The sequence below is a fragment of the Clostridioides mangenotii TR genome (assembly GCF_000498755.1).
In the GTDB taxonomy this organism is placed as follows: Bacteria; Bacillota; Clostridia; order Peptostreptococcales; family Peptostreptococcaceae; genus Metaclostridioides; species Metaclostridioides mangenotii_A.
The window spans coordinates 72,856-94,562 of the sequence record NZ_AXUS01000006.1; the positions used below are offsets into that span (position 1 = coordinate 72,856).

16 protein-coding genes and 1 pseudogene are annotated in these 21,707 nt (G+C 32.3%); 14 read left to right on the plus strand and 3 right to left on the minus strand.

Annotated elements, in window-relative coordinates; translation table 11 throughout:
• Nucleotides 1–2: 2 nt before the first annotated feature.
• Complete coding sequence (gene pflB / locus T473_RS0104595) at nt 3–2,234, minus strand: formate C-acetyltransferase (RefSeq protein ID WP_024620847.1); 2,232 nt, start codon at nt 2,232–2,234, stop codon at nt 3–5.
• Nucleotides 2,235–2,581: 347 nt separating this feature from the next.
• On the opposite strand from pflB, the gene T473_RS0104600 reads away from it, so the two are divergent.
• The 8 genes from T473_RS0104600 (at nt 2,582) to T473_RS0104635 (ending at nt 9,251) form a co-directional block, all read left to right on the plus strand.
• Complete coding sequence (locus tag T473_RS0104600; RefSeq protein WP_024620848.1) at nt 2,582–3,577, plus strand: calcium/sodium antiporter; 996 nt, start codon at nt 2,582–2,584, stop codon at nt 3,575–3,577.
• Between the two features lie 89 nt (nt 3,578–3,666).
• Nucleotides 3,667–5,364: a DEAD/DEAH box helicase gene (locus T473_RS0104605; RefSeq protein ID WP_024620849.1), complete on the plus strand. Its 1,698-nt coding sequence runs from the start codon at nt 3,667–3,669 to the stop codon at nt 5,362–5,364.
• A gap of 211 nt (nt 5,365–5,575) precedes the next feature.
• The gene (gene spoIIAA, locus T473_RS0104610; RefSeq protein WP_024620850.1) at nt 5,576–5,911 is read left to right on the plus strand and encodes an anti-sigma F factor antagonist; all 336 of its coding nucleotides are present in this window, start codon (nt 5,576–5,578) and stop codon (nt 5,909–5,911) included.
• A 13-nt stretch (nt 5,912–5,924) separates the two neighbouring features.
• Complete coding sequence (gene spoIIAB / locus T473_RS0104615; RefSeq protein WP_024620851.1) at nt 5,925–6,347, plus strand: anti-sigma F factor; 423 nt, start codon at nt 5,925–5,927, stop codon at nt 6,345–6,347.
• Between the two features lie 30 nt (nt 6,348–6,377).
• Nucleotides 6,378–7,142, plus strand: a complete 765-nt coding sequence (gene sigF, locus T473_RS0104620; RefSeq protein WP_024620852.1) for an RNA polymerase sporulation sigma factor SigF — start codon at nt 6,378–6,380, stop codon at nt 7,140–7,142.
• Nucleotides 7,143–7,284: 142 nt separating this feature from the next.
• Entirely contained in the window at nt 7,285–7,761 is a 477-nt protein-coding gene (gene spoVAC / locus T473_RS0104625; RefSeq protein ID WP_024620853.1) for a stage V sporulation protein AC, read from the plus strand.
• 102 nt (nt 7,762–7,863) lie between these two features.
• A complete protein-coding gene (gene spoVAD, locus T473_RS0104630) occupies nt 7,864–8,877 on the plus strand; it encodes a stage V sporulation protein AD (RefSeq protein ID WP_024620854.1) in 1,014 nt (337 codons plus the stop codon).
• Between the two features lie 11 nt (nt 8,878–8,888).
• Nucleotides 8,889–9,251 carry a SpoVA/SpoVAEb family sporulation membrane protein gene (locus tag T473_RS0104635; RefSeq protein WP_024620855.1) on the plus strand — a complete coding sequence of 121 codons (363 nt, stop codon included), beginning with the start codon at nt 8,889–8,891 and terminating at the stop codon, nt 9,249–9,251.
• Nucleotides 9,252–9,588: 337 nt separating this feature from the next.
• Here T473_RS0104635 and T473_RS0104640 read toward each other — a convergent pair whose 3' ends face one another.
• Entirely contained in the window at nt 9,589–12,270 is a 2,682-nt protein-coding gene (locus T473_RS0104640) for a transglycosylase domain-containing protein (protein WP_024620856.1), read from the minus strand.
• 230 nt (nt 12,271–12,500) lie between these two features.
• On the opposite strand from T473_RS0104640, the gene yunB reads away from it, so the two are divergent.
• Nucleotides 12,501–13,220 (plus strand): sporulation protein YunB, encoded by a 720-nt coding sequence (gene yunB / locus T473_RS0104645; RefSeq protein ID WP_024620857.1) that lies wholly within the window; start codon nt 12,501–12,503, stop codon nt 13,218–13,220.
• 376 nt (nt 13,221–13,596) lie between these two features.
• Here yunB and T473_RS0104650 read toward each other — a convergent pair whose 3' ends face one another.
• Nucleotides 13,597–14,571, minus strand: coding sequence for a SpoIVB peptidase S55 domain-containing protein (locus T473_RS0104650; protein ID WP_024620858.1), 975 nt, complete (start codon nt 14,569–14,571; stop codon nt 13,597–13,599).
• A gap of 221 nt (nt 14,572–14,792) precedes the next feature.
• Here T473_RS0104650 and T473_RS0104655 point away from each other — a divergent pair, with 221 nt between their 5' ends.
• The 5 genes and pseudogenes from T473_RS0104655 (at nt 14,793) to T473_RS16230 (ending at nt 21,521) form a co-directional block, all read left to right on the plus strand.
• A complete protein-coding gene (locus tag T473_RS0104655; RefSeq protein ID WP_024620859.1) occupies nt 14,793–15,542 on the plus strand; it encodes an N-acetylmuramoyl-L-alanine amidase in 750 nt (249 codons plus the stop codon).
• A 174-nt stretch (nt 15,543–15,716) separates the two neighbouring features.
• Nucleotides 15,717–17,267: an ABC-F family ATP-binding cassette domain-containing protein gene (locus tag T473_RS0104660; RefSeq protein WP_024620860.1), complete on the plus strand. Its 1,551-nt coding sequence runs from the start codon at nt 15,717–15,719 to the stop codon at nt 17,265–17,267.
• Nucleotides 17,268–17,292: 25 nt separating this feature from the next.
• Nucleotides 17,293–17,976 carry a YcxB family protein gene (locus T473_RS0104665; RefSeq protein WP_024620861.1) on the plus strand — a complete coding sequence of 228 codons (684 nt, stop codon included), beginning with the start codon at nt 17,293–17,295 and terminating at the stop codon, nt 17,974–17,976.
• 620 nt (nt 17,977–18,596) lie between these two features.
• On the plus strand, nt 18,597–19,043 hold the full coding sequence (locus T473_RS0104670) for a CopY/TcrY family copper transport repressor (protein ID WP_024620862.1): 447 nt from the start codon (nt 18,597–18,599) through the stop codon (nt 19,041–19,043).
• 16 nt (nt 19,044–19,059) lie between these two features.
• Nucleotides 19,060–21,521 (plus strand): annotated as a pseudogene (locus T473_RS16230) (heavy metal translocating P-type ATPase).
• Nucleotides 21,522–21,707 lie beyond the last annotated feature (186 nt).

Here is a 21,707-nt window from a genome sequence, read left to right on the forward strand (position 1 = left end):
AATTAGCACATTTTTCCGTGGAATGTTCTGTTTATAACGTCTTGTTGTTGCTCTCTAGTAAGTTTGATAAAGTTAACAGCGTAACCAGAAACTCTTATAGTAAGTTGTGGATATTCTTCTGGATGCTCCATAGCATCTTCTAAAGTGGCTCTGTCAAATACGTTTACGTTTAGATGATGAGCTTTTTGATCAAAGTATCCATCTAACATAGAAGAAAGATTTGAAATTCTTTCGTCCATATTTTTACCTAAAGCACCAGGTATTATTGAGAATGTATTAGATATACCATCTTGAGAGTACTCGTATGGTAATTTAGCTACTGATGATAGTGATGCTAATGCACCGCTAGTATCTCTACCGTGCATTGGGTTAGCCCCTGGAGCAAATGGCGCACCAGCTTTTCTTCCATCTGGAGTATTACCAGTCTTTTTGCCGTACACAACATTTGATGTTATTGTAAGTATTGATTGTGTAGGGTAGGCATTTCTGTAAGTTTTGTTTTTCTTAATTTTGTTCATAAAGCTTTCAACTAATTCTACTGCTATATCGTCTACTCTGTCGTCATTGTTTCCGTATTTAGGATAATCTCCTTCGATCTCAAAATCTACAGCTAGTCCATTTTCATTTCTAATAGTTTTAACTTTTGCATGTTTTATAGCTGATAATGAATCAGCGCAAACTGATAATCCAGCCATTCCGCAAGCCATAGTTCTAAATACGTCTCTATCGTGAAGAGCCATTTCTAATGATTCGTAAGAGTATTTATCGTGCATATAGTGGATCACATTCAATGTGTTTACATATAATGTAGCTAACCAATCAGCGAATGGTTCGAATTTATTCATAACTTCATCGAAGTCTAAGTACTCTGAAGTTATTGGCTCAAATCTTGGTCCTACTTGCATTCCAGATAATTCATCTTTACCACCGTTTATAGCGTAAAGAAGAGTTTTTGCAAGGTTAACTCTAGCTCCGAAGAACTGCATTTGCTTACCTATCTTCATTGCAGACACACAACAAGCTATACCGTAGTCATCTCCCCAGTATGGTCTCATTAGGTCGTCATTTTCGTACTGGACTGAACTTGAATCTATTGAAACTTTAGAGCAGAAGTCTTTAAATCCTTTTGGTAAGCTAGTAGACCAAAGCACTGTTAAGTTTGGTTCCGGTGATGGTCCTAATGTGTAAAGTGTATTTAAAACTCTGAATGAGTTTTTAGTTACTAAAGTTCTCCCATCAATACCCATACCTCCTACGCATTCTGTAACCCATGTTGGATCACCAGAGAATAGGTTGTTGTATTCTGGTGTTCTAAGGAACTTAACCATTCTTAATTTCATAACGAAGTGGTCCATTAATTCTTGAACTCCATCTTCTGTTATTGTTCCATTTTTTAAATCTCTTTCAAAGTATATATCTAGGAAAGTTGATGTTCTACCAAGTGACATCGCAGCTCCGTTTTGATCTTTTACTGCTGCTAAATATCCAAAGTATAACCATTGTACTGCTTCTTTTGAATTTGTAGCTGGTTTTGATATGTCAAATCCGTATGAATTGGCCATAGTTTTTAATCTATTTAAAGCAACTATTTGCTCGCTTATCTCTTCTCTAAGTCTGATTATTTCTTCATCTATGCAAGATACTTCTAAAGATCTTTTTTGATCTTCTTTATCTTCTATTAGTCTATCAACTCCGTATAGAGCAACTCTTCTATAATCACCGATTATTCTACCTCTTCCGTAAGCGTCTGGAAGACCAGTTATTATACCAGATTTTCTAGCCATCTTCATTTCAGGTGTATAAGCATCGAATACTCCTTGGTTGTGAGTTTTTCTATATTTTGTAAATATATCTTTTATTTTTGAATCAAGAGTGTATCCAAAAGCTTCACAAGAACCTTCTACTATTCTTATACCACCGTATGGCATTACAGCTCTTTTAAGTGGAGCATCTGTTTGTAAACCAACAATTCTTTCAAACTCTTGGTGTATATATCCTGGCTCGTAAGCGTCTATTGCTGATATAGTCTCAGTGTCTATATCTAATGTACCGTTGTTTTCTCTTTCTTTTTTAAATAAGGCTGTAACTTCATTCCATAGCTCTTTTGTGTCATTTGTTACTCCAGCTAAAAATGAATCATCACTCTCGTAAGGTGTGTAGTTTAACTGAATAAATTCTCTAACATCTACTTCTTTGTTCCATCTTCCTTGGATAAATCCTTGCCATGCACTCATGTAAATTGCCTCCTTAGATTCTATATTAAAGATGCTATAAATACGAATTATATAATGATATTTTGATTAAATGATCCGTAATAGCTGAGAATGAATTTCGATACGATTGAATTTTCAAAAAAATATCGAATTGGAAAACTTAATGAAAATATTGTTTCATTGAATAATACGCAAAAACATCTTTTGTTATCTAAGTAAATTATACCATATATATTATTTATTTAAACAGAATTTATAAAAACTTTAAAAATGTAAACGGTATCATAAAAATGTAAACGGTATCATAAAATATATAATACACATACATTGCGAGATTGCGCGAAGAAATATATTTTAGGGGTGATTATTTGTTTTTAATAGTAGTTATATTTATAGTTGGATTTGTATTAATTACCAAAGGAGCGGATATTTTTATCAACTGTACGGTGGAAATTGGCAGGAGAACGAATATATCTGAAATAGTTTTAGGAGCAACCATAGTTAGTTTTGCAACAACACTTCCTGAGTTTACTGTTTCTGTATTTGCATCACTAGACGGGCACACAACTATGAGTTTAGGAAATGCAGTTGGCTCTATTATATGCAATACTGGTCTTGCTTTGGGATTGGTATTATTATTAAGCCCATTTAAAGTAGATAGAGATATGTTTGTTCATAGGGCAGTTTTACTTATATTATCTTTAGTTGTTTTTTTAGTGTTAGGAATAGATGGAGAGATAAGTAGAGGAGATTCAGCTATTTTATTATTAATATTTGCATACTATATGTACAGCAATTATAAAGGAGTTAAAAAGCCAAATGGAATTAAAAGCAGAGAAATGATGGATAGATATACTAGACATTTAAAAAGAAGTGAAAATAAAATTAATGAAGAATTTTGTATAAAAGATATTATAAGAATAGGAAGTTTATTTATTATTGGGTTAATTATGATGATTATTGGATCTAGACTCCTTATAAATAGTGGGGTTAAGATAGCTACTTTTATGGGAATTCCCCACGCAATAGTTAGTTTAACAGTAATAGCACTTGGCACATCGCTTCCAGAGCTTGTGTCATCTATAACTGCTATAAGGAAGAATCACCATTCTATATCTGTAGGAAATATCATTGGTGCAAATACGCTTAATTTACTCTGTGTTATAGGGGTATCAGCCATTCCAAATAGTTTGCCAATTTTATCCCAAAATAGACTTTTAGATTTTCCTTTCATGATTTTACTTATTTTTATACTCGTAATTCCAACATTGTTGAAGAACAAAATGTACAGAATTCAAGGTATAGCCATGCTCTCTACATATGTAATTTATCTAGGAACTTTGTATGTTATGTATATTATGTAACATCAATACATAAAATATAAATTGCAGAATAGTATTTTAAAGTATATAATGGATAGGTTAAGATAATTTAAAACGGAGAGGAATAATATATGAATATAACAAAATTTGAAGATTTACAAATAAACGAAGGGATAAAGAAAGCTATCTCTGAAATGGGATTTGAGGAACCATCTCCTATTCAGGCTCAATCTATACCTGCTGTTCTAGCAGGGCAAGATATAATTGGACAAGCCCAAACTGGTACGGGAAAAACTGCGGCTTTTAGTATTCCAATATTAGAGATGATTAATCCAAATGATAGAAGCCTACAAGCTGTAGTGCTTTGCCCGACAAGAGAGCTTGCAATACAAGTTTCTACAGAAATAAGCAAGTTAGCTAAATATTGTCCTGGAATTAAAGCTTTACCTATTTACGGTGGTCAAGCTATAGATAGACAGATAAAGTCATTAAAATCCGGTGTACAGATAATAATAGGGACACCAGGACGTACAATAGATCATATCAATCGTAGAACGTTAAAAATGGACAAGGTAAAGATGGTTGTTCTTGATGAAGCAGATGAAATGCTAGACATGGGATTCAGAGAAGATATCGAGATGATTCTTAGCAAAACTCCTGAAGATAGACAAACAACTTTCTTCTCAGCAACTATGCCAAAGGGTATCTTAGATCTTACTAAGAGATACCAAAAAGATCCAACTCACATAAAAGTGGTTAGAAGAGAGCTTACAGTTCCAAATATAAAACAGTACTATATTGAGACTAGAGCAGCAAATAAATTAGAAATATTATGTAGACTTGTAGATGTATATAATCCAAAGCTATCAGTTGTTTTCTGTAACACTAAGAGAAAAGCAGATGAGATAGTTGGAGATTTACAAGCTAGAGGATACTTTGCAGATGCACTTCACGGTGACTTAAAACAAGCCCAAAGAGATATAGTGATGGATAAATTTAGACATGGTACAATAGATATTCTTGTTGCGACTGATGTTGCTGCTAGAGGAATAGACGTAGACGATGTAGAATGTGTATTTAACTACGATTTACCACAAGATGAAGAATACTACGTTCATAGAATCGGTAGAACTGGTAGAGCCGGACGTGAAGGAATGTCTTTCAGTTTCGTGTTTGGTAAAGAAGTAAGAAAGATGAAGGATATTGAGAGATATACTAAATCTAAATTAGTTAAACATGAAATACCTACTATTTCTGACGTTGAAGAGAAGAAGGTAAGTGCTTTCTTTAAAAATGTTAATGAAACATTAGAAAAAGGAAACTTAACTAAGCAATTAAAATGGATAGAAGAATACTGTGAAAATGTTGATTATTCAACAGTAGATGTTGCAGCAGCTCTACTTAAATTATCTCTTGGAGATGAATTAAGTAAAGAAATAATAGAAGAAAAACCTAGAAGAGATCGTGATCGTGGTGAACGCAGTGATAGACCTCGTGGTGACAAAAAAGTTGTAGCTCAGAGTGGTATGATCAGACTATTTATAAATGTAGGTAAAAACCAAAGAGTTCAAGCCAAAGATATAGTTGGAGCTATAGCTGGAGAAGCTGGAATTCCAGGAAGAGTAGTTGGATCAATAGATATTTACGATAAGTATACTTTTGTTGAAGTACCAAAGAAAAATGCAATGACTGTTCTTGAAAAGATGAAAGATATCAAGATCAAAGGAAATAAAATTAATATAGAAAAAGCAAATAAAAGAGATAACAAAAAAGAAAATAAAGATATTAAAGATTACAAAAAAGAAGGAAAAAAAAGATACCAACAATAAGCTAGTATAAAATAGTAAAGAATACTAGTTATATTAAAAATAAAAAACTCGTAGCATTTGTCAAAAAGACATTTAAATATTGGGTCGATGCCCGCTTATAAATATAGTAATTTTTAGGAGACAAAACTAGTCATTTTTCACTGAAGGATAAACAACTAGCTTATAGAACTAATTAAAAGTTACTATATTTTTATTTTAAGGAGGGACATCGATGTTTACATATTCTTTTCAAGACAAGAATCTTTTTATAGAGTTTGATTGTTCTGAGCTTGATCATCACATTGCGAGTGAGATCAGGGAAGAGTTGGATTCTCTGTTAAATGCCAATCAAGTCAGAAATATCGTGTTTGATTTTGAAAAAATCAATTTTATGGATTCTTCAGGCATAGGTGTAATAATCGGTAGGTATAAAAAAATATCTAATGAAGGCGGAAAAGTTTCAGTTATAAATATTAATGACAGAGTAAAAAAAATCTTTGATCTGTCGGGGTTAAATAAAATTATTAGCATTTACGAAACGTATGAAGAAGCAGTAAGTTCTTTGTAAGGAGGAGTGGATTATGAGTAATATTATGGAAGTAAAATTTTCTGCTAAATCTGAAAACGAAAGTTTGGCAAGAGTTATAGTAGCATCATTTGCAGCAAAGCTGGATCCTACCCTAGATGAACTAGTTGATATTAAAACAGCTGTTTCAGAAGCTGTAACAAACTCGATTATTCATGGCTATGAAGAAGATGAAGAAAAATTTGTTTATTTAAAATGTATAATTGATGGAAATACGATAAAAATTACAGTTGAAGATGAAGGATATGGTATAGAAAATCTTGAACAAGCTATGGAACCACTCTATACATCTAAACCAGAGCTTGACAGATCAGGTATGGGCTTTACCGTGATGAAGAGCTTTATGGATGATGTAAATGTTAGTTCTATTAAAGGACAAGGAACTAGAATTGAGATGGCTAAAAAGATAAATGCCTAAATAAAGTCCGAAGAGAATTGAGGTTTTATTATGGGGACAACTGCTACGAGAGAAGAAAAAAAGAGACTTCTTACCCATGAAGAGACTCTTGAGCTGATTGAGAGAGTTCAAAATGGAGATGAAGAAGCTAAGGAAATATTAATATCAAGTAATTTAGGTTTAGTTAGAAGTGTGGTTTCAAAGTTTTTAAATATAGGGTACGATAGAGATGATTTATTTCAGCTTGGATCTATTGGACTGATTAAATCTATATATAAATTTGATCCCAAATTTAACGTTAAGTTTTCTACATATGCCGTTCCGATGATTTTAGGAGAAATAAAAAGGTATTTGAGAGATGATGGAATGATAAAAGTTTCTAGATCTCTTAAGCAAATTGCTGTAAAAGCTAAAATGCAAAGTGAGATTATGACAAAGAAACTTGGACGCGAGCCTAGTATTGAAGAGCTTGCGAAGATTTTAGAAATAGAAAAAGAAGATTTAGTTATGGCTCTTGAAGCTAATTTCAGTGTTGAGTATTTGCATACAGTTATACACGAAGAAGAAGGCGCTCCTATATGTTTAATAGACAAAATAAGCATGCAGGGCGAGTGTGAAGAAGAAAAAGCGATAGACAATATACTTTTAAAAGATATTCTAAATAAATTGGAAAAACGTGAGAGACAGATAATAGTACTTAGATATTTTGAAGATCTGACTCAGAGCGAAATAGGTCAGATGCTTAATATATCACAGGTGCAAGTTTCAAGAATCGAAAAAAAGGTACTTTCAAAGTTAAAAGAGTACATAAGTTAAATTTTAAGTATAAGCGATTAATCAAACTGAAAAGTAGTATAATAAAGAATACTTTATAAGATTTAAACTCTTAATTCTAAATATTAGAAATTAAGGGTTTATTTTTTGCTTTTTACAGATAATAGTTATGAGAGGTGTTTATATGGAAAATAAAAAATATAAAGAAGTTTACCTTGATAATAATAAAAAATATCAAGAATATGTGGAAAAGATCAGTCCAAAGCCTACATTTGCAAAAAACTATATAAATGCGTTTGTTGTAGGAGGGCTGATTTGCGTACTAGGCCAGTTTATAAATAATATTTGGACAGATACCTTTGGCTTAGATAAGCTTGCAGCGGCAACTTCAACATCTATTACGCTAATATTTATAGGTGCTTTTTTGACAGGGCTTGGAGTGTACGACCTGTTGGGAAAAAGAGCTGGAGCAGGTTCTATTGTTCCGATAACTGGGTTTGCAAACTCAATAGTTTCACCAGCCATGGAGCATAAACAAGAAGGCTATGTAATGGGTGTTGGTGCAAATTTATTTAAAGTAGCTGGTCCTGTACTTGTTTACGGCATAGGTTCATCTATACTTTGCGGTTTTGTTTATTACATTTTTTTAATGATAAAGTAAATGATAAAGCTAAAGTAATCTATTTATATGTCTATTTGCTTAATTTCAAAGAAATAAATTAAGGTGAAATACTTAAAATGTAATTTTAAAGGTGTGTGTGTTATGAAAAACAAGAGAATTGGTAGCAGAACAGTTAAATTAGAAAACAATCCGACAATAATATCAGCATCTTCAATTGTCGGTAAAAAAGAGGGAGAAGGGCCTTTAAATGAGTATTTTGATCTTGTACTTACTGACGATATGTACGGAGAGAAGAGTTGGGAAAAGGCAGAGAGTAAAATGCTCAAAACTTCAATGGAAAATACAGTTAAAAAATCTGGAAAAGAGCTAAAAGATGTAGAGTACATGTTTGCTGGTGATTTAATAAATCAGATTACTCCAGCATCCTTTGCAGCAAGAGAGTTAGATATACCATTTTTAGGAATATACGGTGCGTGTTCTACTATGTCTGAGGGAATTAGTTTAGCTTCGATGATAGTTGATGGAGGTTTTTCTGATTTAGTACTAGCAGGAACTTCAAGTCACTATTGTACTGCGGAGAGACAGTTTAGATTTCCGCTAGAGCTTGGGAATCAGAAACCTATGACAGCGCAGTGGACAGTAACAGGTTCAGGAAGTGTTTTGATAGCTTCAAATGGAGACGGTCCAAAAGTGAAATATATTACTATAGGAAAAGTTGTAGACAAAGGAATTAAAGATGGAAACAATATGGGAGCAGCAATGGCTCCATCTGCAATAGATACAATATACTCTTACTTTAAAGATACAAATGACGACCCAGATAGTTTCGATGTAATTGCAACAGGGGATCTAGGAACATTTGGCAAACAAATATTGGTGGATATACTCAAAGAGAAAGGCGTAGATATATCTAAAACACATATTGATTGCGGTATAGAAATATTCGATCTAGAAAAGCAAGATGTACACTGTGGCGGTAGTGGATGTGGATGTTCTGCTACAGTATTTACAGGTTATATTTATCAAAAACTAAAAAATAAAGAGTTCAATAAAGTAATGTTGGTGTCTACAGGAGCTTTGTTATCTCCAACGAGTACACTACAGAAAGAGACTATACCATGTGTGGCACATGCGGTGGTAGTAGTTAATGAATAGGAAGTGATATTATGTTGATGGAGTATTTAAGAGTATTTTTTGTAGGTGGAATCATTTGTTTGATAGCCCAGATTATGATGGATCAATTTAATGTACAGTCTCCTTATGTACTTGTTAGTTATGTGACTAGTGGAGTTGTTTTGGCATTTCTAGGTATATATGAACCTTTAGTAAAATTCGGAGAGGCTGGCGCGACAGTACCAATAATAGGATTTGGATATTCTTTAGCAGAAGGAGTTAAAAAAGCTATTGATACAGATGGGTTTATTGGTATATTTACAGGTGGAACCATAGCAACCGCTGGTGGTATTGCAGCTGCAATATTCTTTGGTTATACTATGGCAGTCTTATTTAAATCAAAACCTAAGCCATAAATATTTAATAATTAAAATAAAAGTTAGATCCCCTTAAAGTAGACGATATAAAAATTGTGCTCTAAGGGGATCTTTTATATAAATAAAATTAATTATATTATTTGTCGTAAAAATACTTATATTAAATTATATTTTATGACGTTTAGATTTTAGCAGAGCCAGGTAAAATATACGTTGTACTACTGCCAAAACGCCTGTTGCTTTGGTATATTTACTTTATAACTGGTGTTTTTTCTAATTAGCTGAAGAGATAATATTAAAATATATTCTCAAAACATAAAAATAAAATTATTTAAGATTAAAAAAGGCACTCTTTCGAGTGCCTTTTTTGAGTAAACTATTCAGTTACGCCGCCGCCAGTATTGCCACCACCAGTGCCGCCGTCACCACCGCCAGTATTACCACCACCAGTATTGCCACCGCCGGTATTACCACCACCGCCAGTATTGCCGCCGCCAGTGTTACCATCACCGCCAGTATTACCACCACCAGTATTGCCACCGCCAGTGTTACCACCACCGCCAGTATTGCCATCACCGCCAGTATTACCACCACCAGTTGGTGGATTTCCTCCGTCTCCATCGCCATTTCCATTACCTTGACCATTATTACCTTGATTCTCATCAGTATTAGGTCTGTTTTGGTTAGTTTGTGTTGGAGAAGGTTGAGAGCTGTATCTTGTTGGAGATGTTCCTTCAATAAATGCAGCTTTAGATCCAGATGATTGTCTACCGCCATCGATAAGATTTATCTTAGCGAAGTAAACCTTGCTTGGTACTTCAAAGTCAGCAACATCTAAGTTTTTGTGTACTTTAGACATTACTTTTGACCATAATGTAGCAGCTGTTCCACTACCACCACTTATACTTCTACGAGGTATAGATTTTTTATTTTCATCTTTACGTGAATCATCTCCTATGTACGTAGCACCTACATAGTAGGGAGTGTATCCAACGAACCATACATCGATTGAACTGTTTGTTGTACCAGTTTTTCCAGCGACAGGCATTCCATTTGGAATGTTAGCTTTTTTACCTCCACCTTCACTTACAACACCCATTAGCATATCTGTCATAACGTATGCTACTTCAGGTTCTACAACTTTATGTTCCTCTGGAGTATTCTTTACAAGAAGCTGTCCATCGAAAGTCGTAATCGTAGTAAATACAGTTGGCTGAATGTAAACTCCACCGTTAGCTAGAGTACCATATGCTGATGCCATTTCAAGTGGAGATATACCTCTAGTCATACCACCTAAAGTAAGGGCAGGGAACGATCTATCTCTCGTGTCAACCTTGCTATCTCTAACACTTGTGATACCGAAATTTCTCAAGTAATCTACCATTATATCGATACATTCTTCCTTTGTATCTCCAAGCATCTCAGCAGTTTTAACCGCTATAGTATTTGAAGAAAACTCTAGTGCTTTACGAACACTCATAGAACCTTCACCTTTTGTAGTAGTATTAGGGCTCCATCCGTCATAATCAAACTTATATCCACCTTTTTGGTCGCTTAGTTTAGTAGACTGAGTGATCTCAAGAGTATCTATAGCAGGTGTATATACAGAAAGTGGTTTGATAGTAGAACCAGGCTGTTGGGCTATAGTAGCTCTATTTAATGCTTTTTTGTTTTTTATATTTCTACCGCCGATTAATCCTCTTATTTCACCATTCTTGTAGTCTAGTATAACCATACCAGATTGAGGTTGAATAACTCCATCTTCACCGACTACGTTGTCTGGGAAGTTTCCTTTTTTATCATACTCTTCTTCTATTGATTCCTGTATTTTAGGATCTATAGTAGTATTAATTGTAAGACCGCCGTTGTAGTATAAGTTTTTAGCCTCATCTTCAGTATTACCTTGATCGATAAGAGCTTGGACAACTTCTGACTCGATGTAGTCTTCAACAGAGTTTGCAACATTTTCTTCTTTATCTGGAAGTTTTATTTTAATTTCTTCAGCTAAAGCCTCATTGTATTGAGCTTGGGTAATTTTATTAAGAGAAAGCATTTTATCAAGTACAACTTTTTGTCTCTCTTTAGCATCAGGGTTGTTTATAGCTTTTCTAACAACCATAGTTCCAGCTTTTAGTTGTTTATATTCATCACTTGTTATAAGTTCCCAATCATCGAGCTTTTCGACCATATCAAAATCAAGTTGATTTGGATCGTCTAAATCATCCTCTGGAGTATTTATAAATAACAATAATTTGTGTTCCAGATCAGATTTGGTTTCATTTCCATCTAGTTTTGAAGTCTTGTATGCAGAAAATCTAGAAGGGTTTTTAGTTGATCCGGCAAGCATAGCTGATTCAGCTAATGTAAGATCAGATGCTGATTTATCAAAATATCCTCTAGCACCAGCTTCAGCGCCGGATAACCCTTTACCTACGAAGAAAGTATTTAAGTAAATTTCAAGGATTTTATCCTTTTTAACAGATTTACTCATTTCATAAGCATAATAGATATCTTTAATTTTACGCGGAAGACTTTGCTCACTTGTCGTAAGCAACATCTTTGATACTTGCATTGGTACTGTACTACCACCTTGTTTAGTACCAGTTAGAGTTTTTAGTACTGATCTCGATAAACCTTTAATATCAACTCCATTATGTTCATAAAAACGCTCATCTTCAATAGAGATTACTGCGTTTTGTAAATTTTTTGATATTTGATCGAGAGCAACTGGTGTTCTTTTGTTTATACTTGGAGCAATTGCCAAGTTTTCTCCAGTAGAGTACTTAATTGTTGTTGATTGATGCGTTTGTTTATCAAGAAGAGCTTCTGTTACAGGTTGAACATCTCTTAAAGATGCAAATACAAGACCTGCAGTTGAAGCAGCACCAACAACAAATAAAACCAAGAACACTATACCTACTATTCTTAGATTTCTAAATTTATCTCTCCTTTTAGGCTTAGATTTCTTCTTTAATTCATTTGAATTGCCTCCATTACCAGAAGAACTAACTTTTTTTCTCCTGATCTTATTTTGGCTATTCTCATTATCATTGTTCATAAGTTTAACCTCCTTACTTAATCCAATATTATAACATAAACGGAAGTAGTTGTGTATTTTATCAGAAAAAATGACTTCACTGTAATAATTTAGTGAAATAGTACACTAAGATTTTACCATACTTCTAGTCAAAAGTTTTATTAAATATTTTTTCCAAAATTTAGATTAAATACTCCTTTTAAACAAAAATACTTAATTTAAACATATAAATAAATATAGGGGGTGATTTTATGGCTAGAAGATCAGAGAATAAAGATAAAAGCATCAAAAAACTTATTTTTGTATTTATAATAATATTTATATTGTCTGTGTTGATTGGCAGCTTTATATACATAGATAAAACACTTAGACCGACAATTACAGTACTTGCTGAGACAAAAGCTTTAGAATTAGCAAATAGGTCTATAAACCAAGCAGTAGCAGAATTAGTAGAAGGTAAAATAAATTATGAGGATCTTATGGATGTACAACTAGATAATCAAGGTAAAATAACAATGATTCAAGCTAATACTATAATGATGAATGAATTAGCTTCAGCTGTAGCATTAGAGATTCAGGATGAGCTTAAAAAAGGAAAAACGTCGAGTGCATATATTCCAATAGGAACAGCTTTAGGAAGTCCAATACTAGCTAAATACGGGCCTAAATTAGAAGTATCGACAGAACCAATAGGAACAATATCAGTAAACTTTAAAACTAAATTTGAATCATCGGGAATAAACCAAACAAGACACAGAATATATCTTGAGGCAAAAACACAAGTAAAAGTTATTATTCCGCTTATAACATCTACAAAAGAGATCAAAGCGCAAATACCGATATGTGAGACAATAATCGTAGGTGATGTTCCAAATAGCTATGTAAATATTCCAGATCAAGATATAAAAGAAGTTATACCAAGTAATCCAAGTAATTCTAATGATTCAAAAAGCGATTTAAAAAATAATTAGATAAAAAAGATATATTTTGATAGTTTGAAATAAACTAAAAATAAAGTACAAAAAATAAAGAACTATTTTTTATAACAAATTAGTATTAAAAATCCAAAATAAGAAATAATACTATTAAGGAAAAAATAAAATACAATAAAAATAGATTAAATTAGAAAAATTAAAAAAGATAAAAAAATTTAATTTATATTTTTACTATAAGATTTTCTAATAGTAGTAAAACTAAATATAAAACGTAAATAATATAAAAAAATTCTTATAAATAGGAATTGTATTAAAATGAAATATTCACTTTAATACAATTCCTTATAAATGATCAATATAGTTGCAGTTGCTTTTTATTTATTGTATTGAGGGACCTGAAAATTTACTAGCACTAAAACATCCATTTAATATAAAGGCCATAACCAATTGAAGGATCATTTTCAACAGCATGAGATACAGCGCCAATTATCTTATCGTCCTGAATAATTGGAGTACCGCTCATTCCTTGAACAATACCGCCAGTTTGTTTTAAAAGATTTTTATCAGTCACCTTGATCTTAAAGCTTTTACATTTTGGTTCAGCTTGATTTTCAATACTTAAAATTTCTATATCATATTTTTTTGTTTTATTATTTGTAGTTCCCAAGATTATTTCTGCTTTACCAGGTTTAACCTCGTCTAGTGAAGCAACCTTATACTGCTTAAATTGAGATAAGTCAAAATTGTCTATATCGCCTTTAATACCGAAATCGGTATTTTCGTTGAAGCTTCCTATTACGTCAAGTCTCTTTGCATTTATACAACCAACTTTACCTTTTGTTGATTTCTGTATATCGATATCTCTAGTAGTAGATACAGAACCATCTTTTATAGGTATTTTTCTTGAGTTATATATGCTAATTGGATGTCCAACAGCACCAAATCTTGAAGTCTTTGGATCAATATAAGTCAGTGTAGCAAAGCCGGAAAGTAGATTGTTAAAGCTGACTTTTTCTAAGACTTCTTTTGTACAACTTGTAGTGATAATCTGACCTTCTCTATTTACAGTAAGATCTATTTCCTTATCGTTTGGTAAAGAGAAAAGTATCGATTCAAAATTTTTGTATCCATCAAAATTTTTATTGTCTATTTGTATTAGGAGATCTCCTTTTTTAATAGCAGAACCTTCTATAGCATCACTGACAATTAGATTTTTTAACTCGGCATCAATTTGAAGAACATTTCCTATTGGTATTAAGAAATCTGGATCATCTTTTTCTGGATTTTCTGCATAAATATTATTATTTGAGAAAAAATATAGTAAAAATAGTAATGTAAAAATTATTAAGGTTTTTACTTTAGTTGAAATTTTATCTCTACTTAACATAAAACACCTTCTCTCTTAAAAAATTTTAAGCTAAATATTCAAATTGTTTAAATGCCTTGATATTATAATGTGCAAGATTGAACTTTTAATCCTTGGAAAACTGACACAGTAAATCCGTAGTTTTCATAAAAAGCAAAATTATAAAGTTTGAATAGGAGTTTTAAAAGAATATACAAAATTTGATGTTGATAAACTCACTGATATCAAAGAAAGGATAAAAAATGAAAAATTACAAATTGCTAGTTTCTGCTATTGTTGCTATTGGAATTATATTATTGGGAACATCAAATCCTTTTATAAAGCTAGATAAAGTTACTAATTTTATTAATAGAGGAGTTTCTTCAAATAAAGAAATTTTGATTTATATCGATCCAGGTCATCAGGAAAAAGGGGATAGTAATTTAGAACCAATTGCTCCAGGTTCTTCCAATAAAAAACCTAGAGTTTCTTCTGGAGCAACAGGAGTTGCGACAAAAAAACCGGAATATATATTGAATTTAGAAGCCTCAACAGTGTTAAAAAACATTCTTGAAAGTAAGGGTTTTAAAGTCAAGATGACTAGGGAATCTAATGAAGTAAATATAAGCAATGCTGAGAGAGCATCTCTTGCAAATAAAGATAATGCCAATATGGTAATAAGAATACATGCAGATAGCTTAGATAACTCAGGAAAAACTGGAGCATCAATTTTAATACCTCAGCAAAATGGAAAATACACTTCATCTATATACGAAAGTAGTAATAGATGTGCTGAGTTGATAAAGTCGAGTATGGAAAAATCAAATATTCAAGTTAATGGAATTTTTCAAAGGGATGATTTAACAGGATTTAACTGGTCAAAAGTTCCAGTCGTGCTTGTTGAAATGGGTTTTTTAAGCAACTATAACGAAGATCAAATGATGTCAAATCCAGATTATCAGAGAAAATTAATGCAAAGTATAGCAGATGGATTAGAAGAAAATTTTAAATAAGGGTATAGATATTTATAATATAATAAATTACTAAGAATAATGTAAGAATTGATACGAGTTTGGGTATATTTTCGTGGTTCTTACATTATTTTTAGTTAAAACACCTGTTTACCTTGAATTAAATCGAAAATAACTATAATATAGAAGAGTAAATTTTTTTAGAGGGGTGTCAAAATGCTAGTTGCAGAAAATATAAACCATGGGTTTGGAGCGAGAACCATACTTGAGAACGTATCATTTAGACTTAGAAAAGGCGAGCATATTGCTTTAGTGGGTGCAAATGGCGAAGGTAAATCAAGTTTTTTAAATATAATAACAAATAAATTAATGCCAGATGCAGGAGAGATCAGATGGTCCTCTAGAGCAACTGTAGGGTATCTAGATCAGCATACAGTGCTTACCAAAGGTAAAACTATAAGAGAAGTGCTTAGAGAAGCTTTTAAGCATATGTACGATTTAGAAAAAGAAATGTTAGAGCTATACGACAAAATGGGTGAAGCTACTGACGAAGAAATGGCTAAGTACCTTGAAGATACAGCCGAGATCCAAACTATACTTGAAAACAGTGGTTTTTATATAATAGATGCCAAAATACAAGAAGTTGCAAATGGTCTTGGATTAGGTGAAATAGGACTTGATAAAGATGTTACAGATTTAAGTGGTGGTCAGAGAACAAAAGTGTTACTTACAAAGTTGCTTTTAGAAAATCCAACTATACTTGTACTAGATGAGCCTACAAACTACCTAGACGAAGAACATATAACTTGGCTTACAAGATATCTTCAAGAGTACGAGAATAGTTTTGTACTAGTTTCACATGATATAGACTTCATAAACAATACTTGTAATGTAATCTATCATTTAGAGAATGGTGAGTTAAATAGATATAAAGGAAATTATGATGAATTTGTAAGACTTAACGATATTAAAAAGCGTCAAGAAGAGCAGGCATACGATAAACAAATAGAAGAGCGTAAAAAATTAGAAGACTTTGTTGCCAGAAATAAAGCTAGAGTAGCAACACGTGGAATGGCAAACAGTAGACAAAAAAAACTTGATAAAATGGAAATACTAGAGAGACCTAGAGAAAAGGTAAAACCAACTTTTGATTTCAAGGAAACAAGAGCATCCGGAAAGATACTCTTTGAAACTGAAAATCTAGTTCTTGGTTACGATGAAGCGCTTACTAAACCATTAAACTTTATGTTGGAAAGAGGCAAAAAAATTGCCCTTAAAGGAATGAATGGTATAGGTAAATCTACACTTTTAAAAACAGTGCTCGGTATTATAAAGCCATTTGATGGAGACGTAATGCCAGGTGATTATATAGAACTTGGATATTTTGAACAAGAGAGTTCAAGAGAAAATTCAAAGACTCCTATGGATGAAATATGGAGTGAATTCCCGGGATTATCAAACTTCGAAGTTAGACAAGTGCTTGCAAAATGTGGACTTACTAATGACCATATAACCAGTCAAATGAGAGTTTTAAGCGGTGGAGAAGCTGCTAAAGTTAGACTTTGTAAGGTTATGTTAAAGGGGATAAATTTCTTAGTACTAGATGAGCCTACAAACCACTTAGATGTAGAGGCTAAAGATGAACTTAAAAAAGCTATAAAAAACTTTAAAGGAACAGTACTTTTAGTTTGTCATGAGCCTGAATTTTATATGGATATAGTTGATGATGTATGGAATATAGAAGACTTTACTACTAAGATAGTTTAAACTTATTGTGAAGGGGGAAATATCTATGGATAAAATCAATAAAAGCAATGATCAGGAAGAATTATGTAAAATAGACGAGAGAAGTGTTGATTTTAAATCAGAAAAATCTGATAAAAATGACGGTGTAAATATATCAGAAAAAAGACAAGTTAAAATGATTTACCATATAACAGAAAAAGATTGGTTAGAGATAAATAAACTATTTTATAAGATATATGGTAAAAAGAGAAAGATAATACTGTGGTTAATAACTATTTTGACTTTCATATTATTTGCTTATAGATCTTATTCAGTATTTGAGATATACAACAATAATAGAGCATATTTTGAATCTGGCGGTAGTTTAGGAAAGTATTTAGTAAATATAGGAATTTTATTCTTAATTTTCATATGGATGCTATGGATGAACCTTATGGATGATAAAAAAGGAGTTAAGAAAAGTTATCGCCAAAATAAAGCTGCTATGGCTGAAAGTGAATTAACACTTGATGATGATGGAACAACGTCTGAAAGAGAGTCTACTAGCAGTGAATATAAATGGGACGCAGTAGAAAATGTATTTGTATTTAATAATTTTATTTTAATCATGCTTACTAAAAATCAAGGATATTTCTTAAAAAGAGAAGATATTAATGAAGATGACTTAGAGACTTTGATGAACATTATAAATGATAATTGTACGGACAAAGTGAAGTTTTTTGATAAATAAAATAAAATGTAAAATTATATCTGAGATTTGTCAGATAAGTTCTTAAAACTATGAAATATTTAAATAAAAATAAGCCTATAACCTAACCGTTTTATAGGCTTATTTTTTATTTAACCACTATTTAGTCCGAAATAGATTAGTATTATTCCAATCAGTTAATAAGTCAATTCTATTGATTTCGATGCCGAGAATGATATAGAATGCACCAATCGAGTATAATGCTTAATGCTTTGGTTGACAAAGGACAGCGTATCTGAAATAGCGAAAAGATTTTGTTATGAAAGTCAAAGTAAATTTACAGCTACTTTAAAGGAGTTCCTTTGAATAAAGAAAAAATATCTGATATGTAATAGCGTAGTAAAAAAATATTGGTTTTAGAATAAACAGTCACATTTTATATAATTTATAAGACTGTTTATTTTTTATATAATTAATTAATTTTCAAAACTAAAAAAGAAAAATAGAATTGACAAATATAAAATAAGGGTATAATATAAAGACAATGCTAAAACGACTACAATTGTAGACAATATAGCTGAAATTTTAAATATAAGAACTAGCATTAGTATAAATAATGCAAACAATAAAAATTTTGACTTTAATTTAAAGGGGTTGATTATATGGTTGATCATAATAAAAAACAAAATATTTCTCCTGCTGAGTGGGAAATTATGAGGGTTGTCTGGGCTAAAGGAGAAACAACTAGCAAAGAAGTCTTTAATATACTAAATGAAAAAACTGACTGGAAAAATACAACAGTTAAAACTTTATTGAAAAGATTAGTCGAGAAAGATATGCTGACAACTGAAAAAGTAGGAAATAAATTTATTTATACGCCATTAGTAGAGCAAAAAAAGAGTGTTCAAAATGTAACCGATGATTTACTAGCTAAACTCTGTGTTACTAAAGTTGGTAATTTGATAGAAACGATAATTGCCGATAGCGATCTTAGTTTTGATGATATAGACAGGATAGAAGAGCTATTGAAGGAAAAAAGAAAGACTGCAGTTGAGACGGTGATGTGCAATTGTACACCGGGTCAATGTAAATGTAGTTTTGAAGATTAGGTGAGGAGATGATTATATGGGAATTAAAATATATGATATAGAAGGTATGACATGTGCTTCATGTGCGCTGACAATTGAAAAAGCTACTTCAAAGCTCTCTGGTGTTTCAAAAGCATCTGTGAACTTAGCAACAGAGAAGTTAAATATACAATTTGATAAAAATAAAATATCTGAAAAAGATATTCAAAAAGCAGTTTCCGATGCTGGGTATAAAGCAATTACTAATGTTTTGCATAGGGTATTTACAATAGAAGGCATGACATGTGCATCATGTGCACAGACAATTGAAAAAGCAGTTAACAAACTAGAGGGAATTTCAAATGTAGCTGTAAACCTAGCCACTGAAAAAATGATGGTAGATTTTGATCCAGAAGCTTTAAATGTATTAGATATTACAAAAGCTGTATTAGATGCTGGTTATTCAGCAAAAGAAGAAGTGAATTCTGTCAACAGCATAGACGAGGATAGAGAAAAAAGCAAAAACATATTAAATATATGTGGAAAAGATTTTGGATATCGTCAATTTTTACAGTACCGCTGCTTTATGTATCCATGGGACATATGATAGGGTTACCATTGCCAAGTGCTGTTAATCCAATGATGTATGCAGATAATTTTGCATTGCTTCAACTTATACTAACAATACCGGTGGTATTTTTAGGAAGAAGTTTCTTCACAGTAGGATTTAAAACTTTGTTTAAAGGACATCCAAATATGGATTCTCTAGTTGCTTTAGGTACAAGTGCAGCCGTTGTATACAGTTTATATGGAACTGTTATGATATTAAGCGGTGACGCAAGCTTTACTGAAGCATTATACTATGAATCTGCTGCTGTAATTCTTACACTAATTACTTTAGGTAAATATTTTGAAGCAGTTTCAAAGGGAAAGACATCTGAGGCAATTAAAAAGCTAATGGGTCTTGCTCCAAAAAATGCGATTGTATTAAGAAATAACAAAGAAATAGAAATTCCAGTAGATGCTGTACAGTTAGAAGATGTAATAATTGTTAAGCCAGGAGAGAAAATACCTGTAGACGGTGTTTTGATTGAAGGAAGTACATCTATAGATGAATCTATGTTAACTGGTGAGAGTATTCCAGTTGAGAAAAAAATAGGCGACAATGTAATCGGGGCAAGTATTAATAAAAATGGAAGCTTTAAATTCAAGGCTACAAAAGTAGGAAAAGACACGACATTATCACAAATAATTAAATTAGTAGAAGAGGCTCAAGGTTCTAAGGCGCCAATAGCTAAAATGGCAGATAAAATTTCAGGTGTATTTGTACCTATTGTGATTGTATTGTCACTTCTATCAGGATTAGCATGGTACTACTTGGGGCAGGAATCATGGATTTTCGCATTGACAATTACCATATCAATACTAGTGATTGCTTGTCCATGTGCACTTGGTTTAGCAACACCGACAGCTATTATGGTCGGAACGGGAAAAGGTGCTGAAAATGGGGTCCTTATAAAAAGTGGAGATGCTCTAGAGACTACTCATAAAATAAAAACAATAGTTTTCGATAAGACAGGAACAATTACAGAAGGAAAGCCAAAAGTAACAGATGTGGTTACTAGTAAAAATATTAGAGAAAATGATTTACTTAGATTAGCCGCATCTGCAGAAAAGGGCTCTGAACATCCTCTAGGTGAAGCAATTGTAAATGGTGCAGAAGAAAGAGGCTTAAAACTTGTTAAAACAGATTATTTTGAAGCTATACCAGGACATGGAATCGAAGTATCAATTGAAGGAAGTACACTACTCCTTGGTAATAAAAAATTAATGGATGATAGAAAAATTTCTTTAGGAGATTTAGGAAAGGCTTCAGATAAACTTGCTGAGCAAGGAAAAACACCGATGTATATATCTAAAGATGGGAATATAGCAGGAATTATAGCCGTAGCGGATACAATTAAGCAAAATAGTAAACAGGCGATTAAGAAACTACACAGTATGGGAATAGAAGTCGCAATGATTACTGGCGACAACAAACGTACTGCCCAAGCTATAGCTAAACAAGTTGGTATTGATAGAGTGTTAAGTGAAGTTCTTCCAGAAGATAAGGCTTCTGAGGTTAAGAAACTTCAAGTAGGTGGAAAAAAAGTAGCTATGGTAGGGGATGGAATTAATGATGCTCCAGCTTTAGCTCAAGCAAATATAGGGATAGCTATTGGATCAGGTACTGATGTTGCAGTAGAATCAGCAGATATTGTATTGATGAGAAGTGATTTAATGGATGTTCCGACTGCCGTTGAACTAAGTAAAGCAACAATTAAGAATATCAAACAAAATCTATTCTGGGCATTTGCTTATAATACATTAGGAATTCCAGTAGCTATGGGAGTACTACACTTATTTGGAGGTCCATTACTAAATCCTATGATAGCAGGAGCAGCAATGAGTTTTAGCTCTGTATCAGTATTAATAAATGCGTTAAGATTAAAAAAGTTTAAACCTTCATCTGTTGAATAACAGTAGAAGTTGAATAATAAAAAGTTATATTAGGAGATTTTTATATGAAAAAAATAGTAGTAATAGATGGAATGAAATGCCAAGTATGTGATGATGCAATTAGAGAAAAATGATTCTATTACAGGAGTGGATGAAGTATTGATTGATTTGGAAAACAAGCAAGCTACTGTAGCGTGAAGCGAAAAT

What these genes read in the sequence shown, in the direction of transcription:
- pflB (WP_024620847.1), bottom strand. Translation starts at nt 2,234, where the DNA reads ATGAGTGCATGGCAAGGATTTATCCAAGGAAGATGGAACAAAGAAGTA.
- T473_RS0104605 (WP_024620849.1), top strand. Translation starts at nt 3,667, where the DNA reads ATGAATATAACAAAATTTGAAGATTTACAAATAAACGAAGGGATAAAG.
- spoIIAA (WP_024620850.1), top strand. Translation starts at nt 5,576, where the DNA reads ATGTTTACATATTCTTTTCAAGACAAGAATCTTTTTATAGAGTTTGAT.
- spoIIAB (WP_024620851.1), top strand. Translation starts at nt 5,925, where the DNA reads ATGAGTAATATTATGGAAGTAAAATTTTCTGCTAAATCTGAAAACGAA.
- sigF (WP_024620852.1), top strand. Translation starts at nt 6,378, where the DNA reads ATGGGGACAACTGCTACGAGAGAAGAAAAAAAGAGACTTCTTACCCAT.
- spoVAC (WP_024620853.1), top strand. Translation starts at nt 7,285, where the DNA reads ATGGAAAATAAAAAATATAAAGAAGTTTACCTTGATAATAATAAAAAA.
- spoVAD (WP_024620854.1), top strand. Translation starts at nt 7,864, where the DNA reads ATGAAAAACAAGAGAATTGGTAGCAGAACAGTTAAATTAGAAAACAAT.
- T473_RS0104635 (WP_024620855.1), top strand. Translation starts at nt 8,889, where the DNA reads ATGTTGATGGAGTATTTAAGAGTATTTTTTGTAGGTGGAATCATTTGT.
- T473_RS0104640 (WP_024620856.1), bottom strand. Translation starts at nt 12,270, where the DNA reads ATGAACAATGATAATGAGAATAGCCAAAATAAGATCAGGAGAAAAAAA.
- yunB (WP_024620857.1), top strand. Translation starts at nt 12,501, where the DNA reads ATGGCTAGAAGATCAGAGAATAAAGATAAAAGCATCAAAAAACTTATT.
- T473_RS0104650 (WP_024620858.1), bottom strand. Translation starts at nt 14,571, where the DNA reads ATGTTAAGTAGAGATAAAATTTCAACTAAAGTAAAAACCTTAATAATT.
- T473_RS0104655 (WP_024620859.1), top strand. Translation starts at nt 14,793, where the DNA reads ATGAAAAATTACAAATTGCTAGTTTCTGCTATTGTTGCTATTGGAATT.
- T473_RS0104660 (WP_024620860.1), top strand. Translation starts at nt 15,717, where the DNA reads ATGCTAGTTGCAGAAAATATAAACCATGGGTTTGGAGCGAGAACCATA.
- T473_RS0104665 (WP_024620861.1), top strand. Translation starts at nt 17,293, where the DNA reads ATGGATAAAATCAATAAAAGCAATGATCAGGAAGAATTATGTAAAATA.
- T473_RS0104670 (WP_024620862.1), top strand. Translation starts at nt 18,597, where the DNA reads ATGGTTGATCATAATAAAAAACAAAATATTTCTCCTGCTGAGTGGGAA.